At 75.1% G+C, this 14557-nt stretch carries 16 protein-coding genes and 1 pseudogene; 4 read left to right on the top strand and 13 right to left on the bottom strand.

From position 1 onward, the window contains the following. Positions 1-51: 51 nt before the first annotated feature. A complete protein-coding gene (trxA, locus tag ACFWEK_RS09880; RefSeq protein WP_430546911.1) occupies positions 52-429 on the bottom strand; it encodes a thioredoxin in 378 nt (125 codons plus the stop codon). Positions 430-540: 111 nt separating this feature from the next. Here trxA and ACFWEK_RS09885 point away from each other — a divergent pair, with 111 nt between their 5' ends. Further along, the gene (locus ACFWEK_RS09885) at positions 541-1113 is read left to right on the top strand and encodes an NUDIX hydrolase family protein (RefSeq protein WP_429762424.1); all 573 of its coding nucleotides are present in this window, start codon (positions 541-543) and stop codon (positions 1111-1113) included. A 175-nt stretch (positions 1114-1288) separates the two neighbouring features. On the opposite strand, the gene ACFWEK_RS09890 is transcribed toward ACFWEK_RS09885, so the two are convergent. From ACFWEK_RS09890 to ACFWEK_RS09900, 3 genes are all read right to left on the bottom strand, one after another. Continuing rightward, positions 1289-1882: a CGNR zinc finger domain-containing protein gene (locus ACFWEK_RS09890; RefSeq protein ID WP_430553939.1), complete on the bottom strand. Its 594-nt coding sequence runs from the start codon at positions 1880-1882 to the stop codon at positions 1289-1291. Continuing rightward, a complete protein-coding gene (locus ACFWEK_RS09895) occupies positions 1879-2850 on the bottom strand; it encodes a ketopantoate reductase family protein (RefSeq protein ID WP_430553940.1) in 972 nt (323 codons plus the stop codon). Before ACFWEK_RS09895 ends, ACFWEK_RS09890 begins: the two co-directional genes overlap by 4 nt. Positions 2851-2914: 64 nt before the next feature. Further along, positions 2915-4570 (bottom strand): ATP-binding cassette domain-containing protein, encoded by a 1656-nt coding sequence (locus ACFWEK_RS09900; protein WP_430553941.1) that lies wholly within the window; start codon positions 4568-4570, stop codon positions 2915-2917. 37 nt (positions 4571-4607) lie between these two features. On the opposite strand from ACFWEK_RS09900, the gene rph reads away from it, so the two are divergent. Continuing rightward, entirely contained in the window at positions 4608-5378 is a 771-nt protein-coding gene (rph, locus tag ACFWEK_RS09905) for a ribonuclease PH (RefSeq protein ID WP_430546907.1), read from the top strand. 2 nt (positions 5379-5380) lie between these two features. Then, positions 5381-6058 (top strand): RdgB/HAM1 family non-canonical purine NTP pyrophosphatase, encoded by a 678-nt coding sequence (gene rdgB / locus ACFWEK_RS09910; RefSeq protein WP_430546906.1) that lies wholly within the window; start codon positions 5381-5383, stop codon positions 6056-6058. Positions 6059-6076: 18 nt separating this feature from the next. On the opposite strand, the gene ACFWEK_RS09915 is transcribed toward rdgB, so the two are convergent. The 5 genes from ACFWEK_RS09915 to clpS form a co-directional block, all read right to left on the bottom strand. Continuing rightward, positions 6077-6481, bottom strand: a complete 405-nt coding sequence (locus ACFWEK_RS09915) for a DUF3054 domain-containing protein (RefSeq protein WP_430546905.1) — start codon at positions 6479-6481, stop codon at positions 6077-6079. 17 nt (positions 6482-6498) lie between these two features. Further along, a complete protein-coding gene (locus ACFWEK_RS09920; protein WP_430553942.1) occupies positions 6499-7305 on the bottom strand; it encodes an MBL fold metallo-hydrolase in 807 nt (268 codons plus the stop codon). Next, positions 7302-8105 carry a glutamate racemase gene (gene murI / locus ACFWEK_RS09925; RefSeq protein ID WP_430553943.1) on the bottom strand — a complete coding sequence of 268 codons (804 nt, stop codon included), beginning with the start codon at positions 8103-8105 and terminating at the stop codon, positions 7302-7304. The genes ACFWEK_RS09920 and murI overlap by 4 nt, the downstream gene beginning before the upstream one ends. Positions 8106-8221: 116 nt before the next feature. Further along, entirely contained in the window at positions 8222-8923 is a 702-nt protein-coding gene (locus ACFWEK_RS09930; RefSeq protein ID WP_430553944.1) for a DUF2017 family protein, read from the bottom strand. After that, positions 8920-9312 carry an ATP-dependent Clp protease adapter ClpS gene (gene clpS / locus ACFWEK_RS09935; RefSeq protein WP_430546901.1) on the bottom strand — a complete coding sequence of 131 codons (393 nt, stop codon included), beginning with the start codon at positions 9310-9312 and terminating at the stop codon, positions 8920-8922. Before clpS ends, ACFWEK_RS09930 begins: the two co-directional genes overlap by 4 nt. Before the next feature lie 95 nt (positions 9313-9407). Between clpS and ACFWEK_RS09940 the strand changes: the two genes are divergently transcribed. Continuing rightward, positions 9408-10841, top strand: a complete 1434-nt coding sequence (locus ACFWEK_RS09940) for a nicotinate phosphoribosyltransferase (RefSeq protein WP_430546900.1) — start codon at positions 9408-9410, stop codon at positions 10839-10841. 19 nt (positions 10842-10860) lie between these two features. Here ACFWEK_RS09940 and ACFWEK_RS09945 read toward each other — a convergent pair whose 3' ends face one another. From ACFWEK_RS09945 to ACFWEK_RS09960, 4 genes and pseudogenes are all read right to left on the bottom strand, one after another. Then, positions 10861-12675 carry a DEAD/DEAH box helicase gene (locus ACFWEK_RS09945; RefSeq protein WP_430546955.1) on the bottom strand — a complete coding sequence of 605 codons (1815 nt, stop codon included), beginning with the start codon at positions 12673-12675 and terminating at the stop codon, positions 10861-10863. A 38-nt stretch (positions 12676-12713) separates the two neighbouring features. Then, entirely contained in the window at positions 12714-13031 is a 318-nt protein-coding gene (locus ACFWEK_RS09950; RefSeq protein WP_380244530.1) for a DUF3039 domain-containing protein, read from the bottom strand. Positions 13032-13105: 74 nt separating this feature from the next. Further along, complete coding sequence (gene nagB / locus ACFWEK_RS09955; RefSeq protein ID WP_430546899.1) at positions 13106-13888, bottom strand: glucosamine-6-phosphate deaminase; 783 nt, start codon at positions 13886-13888, stop codon at positions 13106-13108. A 113-nt stretch (positions 13889-14001) separates the two neighbouring features. Beyond that, positions 14002-14557, bottom strand: a pseudogene (locus tag ACFWEK_RS09960) (ABC transporter substrate-binding protein); the annotation flags it as partial.

A 14557-nucleotide genomic window follows, 5' to 3' on the forward strand; every position in this document is an offset into this window, starting at 1 on the left:
CCCCGGGAGCTCCCGGGGCGGCCGTCGTGCGCGTGCTGGCGGTGCGGCGAATCAGGCCTGCGGCGAACCGTTGTTCGCGGCGGCGATCTGGGCGCGGACCTCGTCCATGTCGAGGCCCTTGACGGCGTCCACGACCTGCTTGAGCGCGGGCGCGGGCAGCGCGCCGGCCTGGTTGAAGACGAGCACGCCCTCGCGGAACGCCATGAGCGTCGGGATGGCGCTCACGCCCGCGGCGGCGGCGATGCGCTGGTGCGCCTCGGTGTCGAGCTTCGCGTGCACCACGTCCGTGTTCTCCTCGGACGAGGCCTCGAAGACGGGACCGAACTGCTTGCACGGGCCGCACCACTCGGCCCAGAAGTCGACCAGCACGATGTCGTTGTCGGTGACGGTCTTCTCGAACGTGTCGTCGGTGAGCTCGACGGTGGCCATGGGTGTCCTTCCGATGGGGGTCTCCTCGGCACAGCACCGGCGCCGCCCCCAGTATTCCCGTCGCGGCCTGCCCGCGCGCTGGCGCGCCGTCCGGGCTGGTAGAAACGACGTGTGACGGACACGGCCGAGTTTCCCCCCGACGACGAGTTCTATCCCGACGAGTCGCAGCCCGCGGGCTGGCTCACGCCGGAGGACCTCGCCGCCGTGCGGGCGCAGCTCCCGCTGGTCTACGTCGACGCCGTGCCCGTGCGCGTGGACGACTCGGGCGACGTGGTCGCCGTCGGCCTGCTGCTGCGCGTCACCCCGCTCGGCACCATGACGCGCGCGCTCGTCTCCGGACGCGTGCTGTACCACGAGCGGGTGCGCGACGCCCTGCTGCGGCACATCGAGAAGGACCTCGGACCGGTCGCGCTGCCGCAGGTCCCGGCGTCGCCGCAGCCGTTCACGGTGGCGGAGTACTTCCCCACGCCCGGCATCACGCCGTACCACGACCCCCGCCAGCACGCCGTCTCCCTGGCGTACGTCGTGCCGGTGACCGGCGACTGCCGCCCGCAGCAGGACGCGCTCGACCTCGCGTGGCTCACCCCCGAGGAGGCGTGCAGCGACACCGTGCAGGCGGAGATGATCCACGGGCAGGGCACGATCGTGAAGCAGGCGATGGCCTGGGTGGGTCGCCTGTCGTGAGCCGGCGGGCGGCGGGCCCCACGCACCTGCTCGTCGCCGTCCCCCCGCTCGATGAAGTGCTCATGGAGCTCGTCATCGCGCTGGTCGCGTCGCGCACCTCGACGCCCTGCTGTGCAGCACATCGCGCAGTCGGCCCGCGGGCGGCAGGCGACCGACATGGTCGTGTTCTCGTGCGCTACCGGACGCGACGAGCCGGGCCGGCGACCACCCGACGCTCCGCGGAGCGACGGGTGCGCGCCCGCTCGCGCGCCTGGCAGCGCGACGAGCAGTACGCGCGGTCCTGACGCGGGGAGGTGTCGGCGAACACGTCGGCGCAGTCGCCGGCGCCGCAGACGCCCAGCCGCGGCGCGCGGACCGGGTGCGGGCCTGCGGGTGCGGGCAGCAGCGCGACGGCCAGCGCCGCCGTCAGGCGGTCGTCCCGCCGAGGCACCGACCACCCCAGCGCGAGGTCCTCCGCCCCGTCGCCCGCCCCGATCCGCGGCACGACGCCGAGCGCCCCCACCAGGGCGTCCAGCCGCCGCGCGCGCTCGGCGGCACGGGTCGCGGCGAACACGGGGTGGACGGCGTCCGCGGCCGCGACGACCGCCGCGTCGTCCGGCGCCGGGCCGGCGACCCACGCCTCCGCGAGCGACCGCCGCTCCACCGAGGCGGCGCCGGGATACCCGGCCCACGGCCGGGAGGAGACGCGCCGCGGCTCGGTGCCCCACTCGTTCACCAGCCCGGCCACGCAGGCGAGCGAGAGGGCGGGGACACCGTGCCCGCGGCTCACGACGACGCCCGCCGCGCGGCGTTCTCGCGCGGGAGCTGGGAGGCGTAGATCGCGCGGTGCACGGGCACGTCCACGCCTGCCGCGAGCCCGTGCGCGACGACGGCTCCGCTCTGGTCGGCCAGCTCGGACGGGACCCCGGCCGCGAGGTCGCGCTGCAGCGACGTGGTGGTGCCGGGCGCGAAGCCGGACTCGTAGGTGCGCAGGATGTCGGCGAGGTCCGCGTCGTCGAGGCGGGCGCCCTCGGCGTTGCCCACGGCGAGCGCCTCCCGCATCGCGCTCTCGACCAGGTCCCGGGTCTCGGGGGTGGTGCGCGTCTCGCCGACCGTCGCACCCGCCAGCGCGCCCACGCCCCCGTAGGACGCGACGAGCGCGAGCTTCTTCCACAGCGCGCTGGCGACGTCGTCGGTCCAACGCGCACCGATCCCCGCCCCTTCGAGGGCGGCCAGGACCCGCCGGTCGGCGTCGTCGGGCGCGACACTGCCGGGGCGCCCGACCGTGAGCGTCGCCTCGCCGCCCACGACCTCGACCTGCCCGGGGCTCACGCGCCGGGCGATGACGACGACGGTCCCGGCCAGCACGGCCTCGGGCGGCACGTGCGCGGCCAGGCGGTCGGGGGCGTCGACGCCGTTCTGCGTCGTGAGCACCCGGGTGCCGGGGCCGACCACCGGCGCGATCTCGCGCGCGGCGTCGGCCACCTGCCACGACTTGGTCGCGACGACGACGAGGTCGAACTCCTCGCCCGCGGGGACGCGGTCGGTCGCGCGGACGCCGGGCACGGCGGTGGCGACGCCGTCGCGCAGCACGCTCAGGTCGGCGTCCCGGAGCGCCGCGACGGTGGTGGCGCGGCCCTTGACCGTCACGTCGTGCCCGGCCGCGGCGAGGCGGGCGGCCGCGTAGAGCCCGATCCCGCCCGCGCCGTGCACGAGGACGCGAAGCCGGTCGTCGGTCAGGTCGTCGGTGTACGGCACGTCGTCGTCCCCTCGTCGCTGTCACGGATACGAGGCAGTGTATGCGTGACAACGCGAGGCCGGGTCAGGCCCCCAGGTCCAGCACGGGCCAGTCCGCCAGGTCCGCGCGCATGCGCCGGTCGTGGGTGGCGACGACGACGGCGGCGGGGGTGGCGACCAGGGCCCGGGTCAGCTCGTCCACGAGGTCCACGGACAGGTGGTTGGTCGGCTCGTCGAGCAGCAGCAGGTGCGGCGCGTGCAGCAGCGCCCGCGCGAGCTCGAACCGGCGCCGCTGCCCGGCCGACAGCTCCGCCAGCGGCCGCTCGAGGTCCTCCTCGCTCAGCAGCCCCAGCGCCGCCACCGGCACGACGTGCTCCGGGTCCAGCTCGCCGCGCTCCAGCAGCCCCAGCGCCTCGGCGGCGTAGGCGTCGAAGCCGGTCTGCGGAGCGTCCCCGCCCGGCGTGGCGCCGGAGGGACGCGCGGGCGCCGCCTCCTGGACCACGACGCCCAGCCGGGCGCCGGGCGTGACCGAGCGGGTGCCGCGGGCCAGCGCCACCCGGCCCGCGAGCGCCGTCAGCAGCGTCGACTTGCCCGTGCCGTTGGGCCCGACGACCAGCAGCCGGCCCGACGGCGGCACGGCGACACGGGTGCCGGGCAGGTCCAGGCGGACGCCGCCGTCGTCGGCCAGCACCCGGGGCGAGCGGAGCTCGACCAGCGGATCGCCCGGGTCCCACCCCGGCGACATCGACGGCAGGTCCGGGAACGTGAGGCGCGCGGGCGGCACGGGGACCTCGACGGCCTCGGCCTCGAGCTTCTCGATCAGCCGGTCGGCGGCCTTGACGTGGATGCGGGCCCGCGTGGCGCGGCGGTGCTTCTGCGACCCCTTGGGCGGCCGCCACTCGTCGGACAGCCCCTCGTACGACGCGTCCAGCCGCTCGGCGAGCACACGGGCGCGCTCCTGCTCCGCGCGGTAGCGCTGCCGCCACCGGTGCAGGGCCTGGTTCTTCGCGAACCGGTACGCGAGGTAGCCCGGCTGCCCGTACAGGACGGGCTTGCCGTCCATCGACGGGTCGAGGTCGAGGATGGCGGTCGCGACGTCGTCGAGCAGCTCGCGGTCGTGCGTCACGACCACCACCCCGCCCTGCCAGGCGACCAGCTCGCCGGTGAGGAACTCGATCGCGGAGTCGTCGAGGTGGTTGGTGGGCTCGTCGAGGAGCAGCAGGTCGGCGCGCTCCGCGAGCCGGCACGCGAGGCGCACCCGGTACCGCTGCCCCACGGACAGGGTGTCGAGGCGCCGGTCGGGGTCGCGCACCGCGCCGAGGCGGGTGAGCGCGACGTCGACCCGCCGGTCCGCGTCCCACGCGGCCAGGTGCTCGGCACGGGCCAGCAGCCCGGACAGCCGGCGGAGGTCCCCGGTCTCGTGGTCGAACGACGCGGCCTCCTTCTCGATCTCGGCCGCGAGCGCACGCAGGTCGGCGAGCGTGCGCCGCACGAGGTCGCCCACCGTCTCCCCCGACGTCGTCGCGAGCTCCTGCTCCACCAGCGCGACGCTCCCCTTGCGCCGGAGCTCTCCGCGGCCCGGCGTGAGGTCGCCGACCAGGAGGTGCAGCAGGGTCGACTTGCCGGACCCGTTCTCCCCCACCACGCCGAGGCGGGTGCCGTCGGAGACGCGCAGGCTCACGCCGTCGAGCACCGGGCGGCCGGGGTAGGCGAACGCGAGGTCCGTGGCGGTGAGCTGCACCGGACAACCCTACGTGCGGCTCGCATAGGGTGGCCGCATGACTTCCCCCGCTTCCCAGGCCGCCACGCCCGACGGTGCACCCCGCGCCGACGGCCGCACGCCCTCTCAGCTCCGCCCGGTGACGATCACGCGCGGCTGGACCCAGAACGCCGAGGGCTCCGTGCTGGTGGAGTTCGGCAGCACCCGCGTGCTGTGCACGGCCTCGTTCACCGAGGGCGTGCCGCGCTGGAAGAAGGGGTCCGGCGAGGGCTGGGTCACCGCGGAGTACGCGATGCTCCCCCGCGCGACGAACGAGCGCAGCCAGCGCGAGTCGGTCAAGGGCAGGATCGGCGGCCGCACGCACGAGATCTCCCGCCTCATCGGCCGTGCGCTGCGCGCCGTCGTCGACGTCGCCGCCCTCGGCGAGAACACGATCGTCCTCGACTGCGACGTCCTCCAGGCCGACGGCGGCACCCGCACCGCGGCCATCACGGGCGCGTACGTCGCGCTCGCCGACGCCGTCGCGTGGGGCACCCGCCACGGCCACGTGACCGGCGGCAAGAAGGTCCTCACGGACTCCGTCGCGGCCGTCAGCGTCGGCATCATCGACGGCACCCCGATGCTCGACCTGCCCTACGTCGAGGACGTGCGGGCCGAGACGGACATGAACGTCGTGACGACGGGCTCGGGCACGTTCGTCGAGGTGCAGGGCACCGCGGAGCACGCGCCGTTCGACCGCGCCGAGCTCGACGCCCTCCTCGACCTCGCCGTCGCCGGCACCGCCGAGCTCACCGAGCTCCAGCGCGCCGCGCTGGCGCAGGAGCTGTGACCGTGCCCGACGCGACGCCCGCGACCGTGACCGTCCCCGCCGGCGCCCGCCTCGTGCTGGCCACGCACAACCGCGGCAAGCTCACCGAGCTGCGCGCGATCCTGCGCGACCAGCCCGGCCTGGACGCCCTGCCGGACGAGGCCGTGGTGTCGGCGGCCGACGTCGGCGCCCCCGAGCCGGTCGAGGACGGCGTGTCGTTCGTCGAGAACGCGCTGATCAAGGCCCGCGCGCTGGCCGCGGCGACCGGCCTGCCCGCCGTCGCGGACGACTCCGGCCTCAGCGTCGACGTCATGGGCGGTGCGCCCGGCATCTTCTCCGCCCGCTGGTCGGGCAGGCACGGCGACGACGAGGCGAACCTCCGCCTCCTCCTCGCCCAGCTGGACGACGTGCACGACGAGCACCGCGCGGCGGCGTTCGTGTGCGCGGCCGCGCTCGTGACCCCGGACGGCCGCGAGGAGGTGTGCCTCGGCGAGATGCCCGGCACCCTCGTGCGCGCCCCGCGCGGGAGCAACGGCTTCGGCTACGACCCGATCCACGTGCCGGTCGAGCAGGCCCCGGCCGCCGACGGCACGCCCGGCGCGCGCACGTCGTCCGAGCTCACCCCGGCGGAGAAGAACGCCATCAGCCACCGTGGCAAGGCGTTCCGCGCCCTCGCCCCGGCGGTCGCCGCCGCCCTCTGACGGCTGCGGGTGCGATCGTCAGGAGGTGCGGCGGCGGGCGGCGAGGGACGCGAGCGCCCGCCAGCCCAGCATCGTCACGCCCAGGAAGACGGCGGTGACGATCGCGAAGGACACCTCGACGCCGCCGATGCCGAGCACGGGCCGCAGCACGAGGCCCAGCACCACGGTGGCGAACCACACGGCCACGCCGGTGGGCCACACCTGCGCGGGGGCGCGCCAGGCGCGCGTCGCGAGCCAGCCGACGGCGAGGCCGACGACGAACGGCAGCCCGACCAGCGCGACGTGCCCGACGCCCGCGGTGTCGTGGCTGAGCGTGCCCACCACGGTGAACACGAGCACGCACACGAGGTCGCAGACGGCGGCGGGCCAGGCGGGCCGTGCCGTCGGGGTCGTCGGGGAGGCGGGGGCCGGGGCAGCGTTCACGGGGCCGAGGCTACCGCTCACAGCTCGTGCACCCCGCCGGCCGTCGCCACGGCGACCGGTCCGTCGTAGGCCGACCGGGCCTCCGCGATCGCGACGTCCGGCGCGTTCCACACCGGCAGGTGGGTGAGCAGCAGGCTCCGCACCCGGGCGGCCGCGGCGGCCTCGCCCGCCCGCAGGCCGGTGAGATGGATACCGCGCTCGACGTCGTCGTCGCGCCCCTCCTGGAAGGCCGCCTCGCACAGGAACAGGTCGGCCCCGCGGGCGCCCTCGACGAGGCCCTCGCACGCGTCCGTATCGCCGGAGTAGACGAGCGTCGCCCGCTCCCCCGGGCGCACCGACGACGGCCCCGTCACGCGGATGCCGTACGCCTCGACCGGGTGGTACACCGCGAACGGCTCCAGCTCGAACGGGCCGACCTGCACCGGCGACCCCGGCTGCCAGGCGCGGACGTCGTACTCGCCGTCCATCGACTCCCCCGCGGTCAGTCCGTACATCGCCGCCGCGCGGTCCGCCGTCGTGCTCGGCCCGAGCACCGGCAGCCGGCGCCCGACGCCCGTGCGGGTGCCGCCCCGCTCCGGGTGGTACCGCAGGTACACGTACAGCCCGGACAGGTCCGCGCAGTGGTCGGGGTGCAGGTGGGACAGCGCGACGGCGTCCAGGTCGAGCGGGTCGACGTGCCGCTGCAGGGCGCCGAGCGCCCCGTTGCCGAGGTCGAGCACGACGCTCCAGTCGCGCTCGCCGTCGTGCGCCTGCAGCAGGTACGCGGACGCGGGCGACGCCGGCCCGGGGAAGGACCCCGAGACCCCCACGGTGACGAGCCTCATGCGGCCTCCACCAGGGTCACCTCCGGGCCCAGGAACCGGCGCGCGAGCCGCTCGAACGGCTCGGGCTCCCCGGTGGCCAGGAACCGGTGCACCGGCGGGGGTGCGTCCGTCGAGCGCTCCAGGCCGTGCTGCACGAGGTTGCGGTACACGTCCTTCGCCGTCTCCTCGGCGCTGGACACGAGCGTGACGTCCTCGCCCATCACGTAGGAGACGGCGCCCGCCAGCAGCGGGTAGTGCGTGCACCCCAGGACGAGCGTGTCGACACCCGCGGCCTTCACCGGGTCGAGGTAGCGGTGGGCGACCTCCAGGACCTCGGGGCCGGACGTCAGCCCGCGCTCGACGAGCGGCACGAAGTCCGGGCACGCCTGCGTGGTGATCTCCAGCCCCGGCGTCACGTGGAAGGCGTCGTCGTACGCGCGGGAGTCGACGGTGGTCTTCGTGCCGATGACGCCGATGCGCCCGGTCTTGGACGTGAGCACCGCCCGCCGGGCCGCGGGCCGGATCACCTCGACGACGGGGATGCCGCGCCGCACGGTGTACCGCTCGCGGGCGTCGGGCAGCGCCACCGCGGTCGCGGAGTTGCAGGCGATGACCAGCATCTTCACGCCCTCGTCGACCAGGCGGTCCATCACGTCGAGCGCCATCGCGCGCACGGCGGCGAGCGGCTTCGGCCCGTACGGGCTGTTCGCCGTGTCCCCCAGATAGAGCACCTGCTCGTGGGGAAGCTGGTCGAGGATGGAGCGCGCGACGGTCAGCCCGCCGACGCCGCTGTCGAAGATCCCGATGGGGGCGTCGTTCACGCGAGGAAGCCTAGTCGCGACAGACCGTCACGACCCCGGGGAGTGAGCGGCGACACGGCGTGGCGCCCGCCACAGCGACGCTCCCGCCTGCGCCGATACGCCCGCCACCCACGCTGTCAGGCGTCCGCGCGCCCTGCCCTCAGCTCCGCGAGCATCTCGTCGACCAGCGACTCCTGCGCGAACCCTGCAGCCACGAACACCCCGCCCCAGTAGCGCCGCTCGCGGCCCGACAGCCCGACCCGCTCCCAGCCGGCGTACTCGTCCGGGGCGTCGTCGGTCTCGTCGTCCTCCTCGTCGGCCTCCTCGTCGGCATCGTCGTCGTCGATGCCGGCCAGGACGTCGTCGTGCAGCGTCTCGACGTCCGCGTCGTCGACCAGCCCCAGTCGCTCCGCCAGCACGAGTCGCACGTCGGTGAGCGCGCCCGCGAACTCCTGCGCGGACTCGCGCGGCACGACGAGCTCGGCCCCGTCGCGCGGGTCGTCCGGCAGCTCGTCCGGGGAGTCGAGCGCGTCGGCGAACGCGACGAGCCGGGCCACCTTCCCGGCCGCGAGGTCCGTCTGCGTCAGGTGCCGGAACTCGGAAGCGACGTCGGCGTCCTCGTCGTGCGCGTCGGGCAGCAGGCGCTGCACCGCCGGGTCCTGCGGCACCCGCGCGACGCCCGTGAACGCGACGCCGTCGCCGACCTCGATCCCGGGCTCCAGGCCCGACTCCGCGCGCACCAGCTCCGCGACGTCCCGCGCGACGCGCCCGAGCACCTCGCGCTCGACGTCGTCCCACCGGGCGACGTAGCCCGCCGGCGCGGACCGGAACGGCGTCATGCCGCACCCCCGTCGTGGCCGGAGGCGCCGCCGGGGCCGCCGTCCGAGGCACCGGACTGCCGCAGCGTGGCCCACAGCCCGAACCCGTGCATCGCCTGCACGTCCACCTCCATGCGCTCGCGCGGCCCGGACGACACCACGGCGCGCCCGTCGTGGTGCACCTGCAGCATCAGCTTCTGCGCCTTCGCCGGCGGGTAGCCGAAATAGCTCTCGAAGACGTAGCTCACGTACGACATGAGGTTCACCGGGTCGTTCCACACGATCGTCACCCAGGGGTCCGCGACGGCGGCCGCCGCGTCCTCCCGGGTGTCGACCTGGGTGTCCCCCGCCGCCTCGGTCGCCGCGGCCGCTGTCGCGAGCCTCGCGCCCGTCGTCGTCTGCCCGTTCACCCGCCCAGCGTAGGCACAGCCGTCCACCGGTCGTCGACCGTCCGCCTGGCGGGCTTCGCCCTGCCGGACCAGCGCAGGAGCCCTACCGTGTCCCCATGATCGACGAGCCCCGGGGCGGCGCCGCCCCGTCGCTGCAGGCCGTCCCGGCCGCCCCGCTCCCGTCCGTCCGTCCGTCGGTCGCCCTCCTCACCGACCGGTACGAGCTGACGATGCTGCAGGCGGCCCTCGCGGACGGCACCGCCCACCGCCACTGCGTGTTCGAGGTGTTCACGCGTCGGCTACCGGCCGGGCGACGGTACGGCGTCCTCGCGGGCACCGGGCGCATCCTCGAGGCGCTCGCGCACTTCCGCTTCGGTGACGCCGAGCTCGCCTACCTCGAACGCGCCGGCGTCGTCGACGACCGGACCCTCGACTTCCTGCGCGGCTACCGCTTCACAGGCAGCGTCCAGGGCTACGCGGAGGGCGAGATCTTCTTCCCCGGCTCGCCGGTGCTGCAGGTCGAGGGCACGTTCGCCGAGGCCGTGCTGCTCGAGACGCTGATCCTGTCGATCCTCAACTACGACTCCGCCATCGCGTCGGCCGCGTCGCGGATGACCAGCGCCGCCGTGGACCGCCCCGTGCTGGAGATGGGCTCGCGCCGCGCGCACGAGCAGGCGGCCGTGGCGGCCGCCCGCGCCGCCGTCGTCGGCGGCTTCACGGGCACGTCGAACCTCGAGGCGGGCATGCGGTACGGCCTCGACACCATCGGCACCGCTGCGCACGCGTTCACGCTCCTGCACGACGACGAGCGCTCGGCGTTCGACTCCCAGATCGCGTCGCTCGGGTCGGGCACCACCCTGCTGGTCGACACCTACGACGTCCGGCGCGGCGTCGAGAACGCGATCGCCGCGGGCGGGACGTCGCTCGGCGCGGTCCGCCTCGACTCGGGCGACCTCGGCGTCCTCGCCGTCGAGGTGCGCCGCCAGCTCGACGAGCTGGGCGCCACCGGCACGAAGATCGTCGTGACGTCCGACCTCGACGAGCACGCGATCGCCGGGCTCGCGGCGATGCCCGTGGACGTGTACGGCGTCGGGACGTCGCTCGTCACGGGCTCCGGCGCGCCCACCTGCGGCATGGTCTACAAGCTCGTCGCGCGCGCCGACCCGTCCGGCGTGCTGCAGCCGGTGGCGAAGGCGTCCACGCACAAGACGAGCCAGGGCGGTCGCAAGGGGGCGGCGCGGCGCTACGGGCCGGACGGGCGCGCGGTCGAGGAGGTCCTCGTCACCGGCCCGGACGACCTCGTCGTGGCCTGGTCCCCCGAGGACGGCGGACAGGTCGGCGAGACCGCCGACGGCGAGCGTCCCGACCTGCGCAGCCTGCTCGTGCCGCTCGTCGTGGACGGCGCCGTCGACTCCCGCTGGGTGGGTGCCTACGGCGTGCAGAACGCGGCCCGCCACCACCTCCAGGCGCGCGCGGAGCTGCCCCGCGGCGGCCGCCGGCTGTCCGCCGGCGACCCGGCCATCCCCACCGTGGACCTCGTCCTCCGCTGAGCCGCGCCGGCGCCCGGGCCTACTTCTTCCCGACGAACCAGCCGCGCACCATCTCGACGCGCGCGGCGAGCTGGTCGGCCGTGGCCAGCGGGACCTCGGGCCCGCCGCACCGGCGGCGCAGCTCGTTGTGCACGGAGCCGTGCGGGGTGCTGCTCTTGCGCGCCCACGCGGACACCAGCTTGGACAGCTCCTTGCGCAGGTCGGCTGCCCGCCGGTGCTCGGCCTCCGACTGCTCGAGCGCGGCCTCCGACGCCGTCGCGCCGCCGCGCCCGCGCACCTGCTGCGCCTGCCGCTGCCGCAGCAGCGTGGTGACCTGGTCGGCCTCGAGCAGGCCCGGCAGGCCGAGGAAGTCGAGCTCCTCCGCGGAGCCGACGTCCGCGCCCGTGCCGAACTCGCCGCCGTCGAACAGGACCCGGTCGAACGACGCCTGCGCCTCGAGCGCCTCGAAGGAGCCGAGGAGCTCCCCCGACGCCTTCTCCTCCTTGTTCGCGGCCGCGAGGAGCGCCGCCTCGGGGTCGTACTCGATCCCCTGCTCCTCGGCGGTCTTGGGGCGGTCGAGCGCGTGGTCGCGCTCGAGCTCCATGCCGTTGGCCAGCTCCAGAAGCAGCGGCACGCTCGGCAGGAACACGGACGCCGTCTCGCCGCGCTTGCGGGCGCGCACGAAGCGGCCGACCGCCTGCGCGAAGAACAGGGGCGTCGAGGTGCTGGTCGCGTACACGCCGACAGCGAGGCGCGGCACGTCCACGCCCTCGGACACCATGCGCACGGCGACCATCCATCGCGAGTCGCCCTGCGCGAACTCGTCGATGCGGGCGCTGGCGCCGTCGTCGTCGGACAGGACGACGGTCGGGCTCTGACCGGTCAGCCGGGCCAGGTGGCCCGCGTAGGCGCGCGCGTCCGTCTGGTCGGTCGCGATGACGAGGCCGCCGGCGTCGGGGACGGCGCGGCGCATCTCCGTGAGCCGCTTGTCGGCCCCGGCGAGCACGGACGGGATCCACTCGCCGTTCGGGTCCAGCGCGGTGCGCCACGCCTGGGCGTGCATGTCCTTCGTCATCGCCTCGCCGAGGCGGGCGCTGACCTCGTCGCCGGCCTTGGTGCGCCAGCGCATGTTGCCCGAGTACGTCATGAACAGCACGGGCCGCACGACGTGGTCGCGCAGCGCGTCGCCGTAGCCGTACGTGTAGTCGGCCTTGGACCGGCGGATCCCCTCGCGGTCCTCCTCGTACGTGACGAACGGGATCGGCGCGGTGTCCGAGCGGAACGGCGTGCCGGTCAGCGCCAGACGGCGCGTGGCGTCCTCGAACGCCTCGCGGACGGCCTCGCCCCAGCTCAGGGCGTCGCCGCCGTGGTGCACCTCGTCGAGGATGACGAGCGTGCGCGCCGCCTCGGTCCGGGCGCGGTGCAGCGCGGGCTTGGCCGCGACCTGCGCGTACGTCAGGGCGACGCCGTCGTAGTGCGAGCCGTGCCGGCCCTGACTGTTCTTGAACGACGGGTCGATCCTGATGCCGACGCGCGCGGCGGCGTCCGCCCACTGGTGCTTGAGGTGCTCGGTCGGCGCGACGACGGTCACGCGGCGCACGATGCCCGCCTCGAGCAGCTCCGTGGCCACGCGGAGGGCGAACGTCGTCTTGCCGGCGCCGGGCGTCGCGACCGCGAGGAAGTCCCGCGGGTCGCGGCGCCGGTACAGGTCGAGCGCCTCGGCCTGCCAGGCACGCAGGTTGGACGCCGTGCCCCAAGGCGCGCGGCGCGGGAACGCCGGGCTGAGGTGCGACGCCGCGGACGACGACGGCGACTGCGGCAGCGGCTTGACCGGTTCCGCAGCGGCGGCGAACAGATCAGGGGTGGACTCGGGCTCGGGAAGCGGCTGTGCGCTCACTTGCCGGAGTCGCCCTCGCCGCCCTCGCCGTCCTGCGGGTCGCGGAGGCCGTCGTAGATCTCCTTGCAGACGGGGCAGACCGGGAACTTCGACGGGTCGCGGCCCGGCACCCACACCTTGCCGCAGAGCGCGATCACGGGCTTGCCCGACAGGGCCGACTCCATGATCTTCTCCTTGCGCACGTAGTGCGCGAAACGCTCGTGGTCGCCCGGCTCCGCGGCCTGCTCGCGGGTGTCGGGGCGCTCCAGCACGCTGGTGCCGGCCCCGGTGTCCTGCGAGGGGTCGGCGGGCGGGGTGGAGAGGGGATCGCTCATGCCGGGCAGTCTACGACGGACCCCCCGACGCTCCCCCGCCTCGCCGGCCCCCGTGCCGCGGATCCGGGCACGGATCACAGGCCCTGCCAGCCGGGCTTGGAGGCGAACGTCTGGCGGTAGTAGTCGCCGAGCTGGAGCCGGGAGGCGGCCGCGTCGTCGACCAGCACCGTGGCGTGCGGGTGCAGCTGCATCACGGTGCCGGGCCACATCGCGGAGATCGGGCCCTCCACCAGCTGGTGCACCGCCTCGGCCTTCTGCCGCCCGGTGGCCAGCAGCACCAGGTGCCGCGCCTGCATGATCGTGCCAAGCCCCTGGGTGAGGCAGTGGGTGGGCACCTGCTCCACGTCGTCGTCGAAGAAGCGCGCGTTGTCCACGCGCGTCTGCGCCGTGAGCGTCTTGATGCGCGTGCGCGACGCCAGCGAGGACCCCGGCTCGTTGAACGCGATGTGGCCGTCCGTGCCGATCCCCAGGATCTGCAGGTCCACCCCGCCGGCGTCCTCGATCGCCCGCTCGTACGCCGCGCAGGCCGCCGGGATGTCCTCCGCGAGGCCGTCCGGCCCCGACACCTGCTCCGCGGGCCACTCGACCCGCGAGGCGATCTCCGTCTCGATCACGTTGCGGTACCGCTGCGGGTGACCCGCGTCCAGGCCCACGTACTCGTCCAGCATGAAGCCCCGGGCCTCGGCGAACGACAGCCCGTCCTCGCGGTGACGACGCGCGAGCTCGTCGTACACCCGCAACGGGCTCGACCCCGTCGCCAGCCCCAGCACCGTGGCCGGGTTGCGGCGCAGCAGCGCCTCGATCGCGTCGGCCGCCAGCACGGCGAGCTCCTGGGCGGGGGCGATCACGACTTCCATGGGGGCTCCAGTCTCTCGGGGGCGGGATCGGGTCCATCATCCCGTCGTCGTGCCGTCATCGTGCATGGTCCGTGCGTGGTCCGTGCGTGGTCCGCGCCGGTGCCCGCGACGGGTCAGTCCTCGGCCACCGCCGGCGCGTTGAGCATCGGCGTGAGGCGCGCGTCGAACTCCTGCGCGAGGGTCGCGACGTCACCGCCGTCGGCGATGCGGCCGAACAGGTCCTCGTACACCCCGGCGTCCTCGATCGAGGCCCACCCGGGTGCAGGCGGGGTGAGCTTCGACGCGGCGGCCGTGCGGACCATGAGCCGGCCGTACCTGTCGCCCTTCATGAGCTCCTGGGCGTCCTCGTTCGCGGGCCCGAGCCCGGCGGCGGCGAGCTTCTCCTGGTACTCGTCGGAGAAGACGACGCGCAGCACGTCCTCGGCCAGCCCGGGGCTCGGCGACGTGGCCGAGACCGCGATGTTCGAGCCGCCGGCGAAGACGGGGGCCAGGCCGCCGTCCAGACCGGGCAGGGCGAAGATGCCGAACGTGTCGGTGTCCTTCATCCCGTCGCGCACCAGCTCGCCCTCGTCGTTGCGCACGAGGTGGCCGATCGACCACCGCGCCCACGCGGGAGCCATGATCGTGGCGGCGGCGGGCGGCGCCTCCTCGACGCCGTCGTTGAGGAAG

The sequence above is a fragment of the Isoptericola sp. NPDC060257 genome (assembly GCF_042726645.1).
GTDB lineage: Bacteria > Actinomycetota > Actinomycetes > Actinomycetales > Cellulomonadaceae > Isoptericola > Isoptericola nanjingensis.

Coding starts and splice junctions, on each gene's coding strand:
- nagB (WP_430546899.1), bottom strand. CDS start 13,888: ATGGAAGTCGTGATCGCCCCCGCCCAGGAGCTCGCCGTGCTGGCGGCC.
- ACFWEK_RS09920 (WP_430553942.1), bottom strand. CDS start 7,305: ATGAGGCTCGTCACCGTGGGGGTCTCGGGGTCCTTCCCCGGGCCGGCG.
- ACFWEK_RS09930 (WP_430553944.1), bottom strand. CDS start 8,923: ATGACGCCGTTCCGGTCCGCGCCGGCGGGCTACGTCGCCCGGTGGGAC.
- ACFWEK_RS09950 (WP_380244530.1), bottom strand. CDS start 13,031: ATGAGCGATCCCCTCTCCACCCCGCCCGCCGACCCCTCGCAGGACACC.
- rph (WP_430546907.1), top strand. CDS start 4,608: ATGACTTCCCCCGCTTCCCAGGCCGCCACGCCCGACGGTGCACCCCGC.
- trxA (WP_430546911.1), bottom strand. CDS start 429: ATGGCCACCGTCGAGCTCACCGACGACACGTTCGAGAAGACCGTCACC.
- ACFWEK_RS09940 (WP_430546900.1), top strand. CDS start 9,408: ATGATCGACGAGCCCCGGGGCGGCGCCGCCCCGTCGCTGCAGGCCGTC.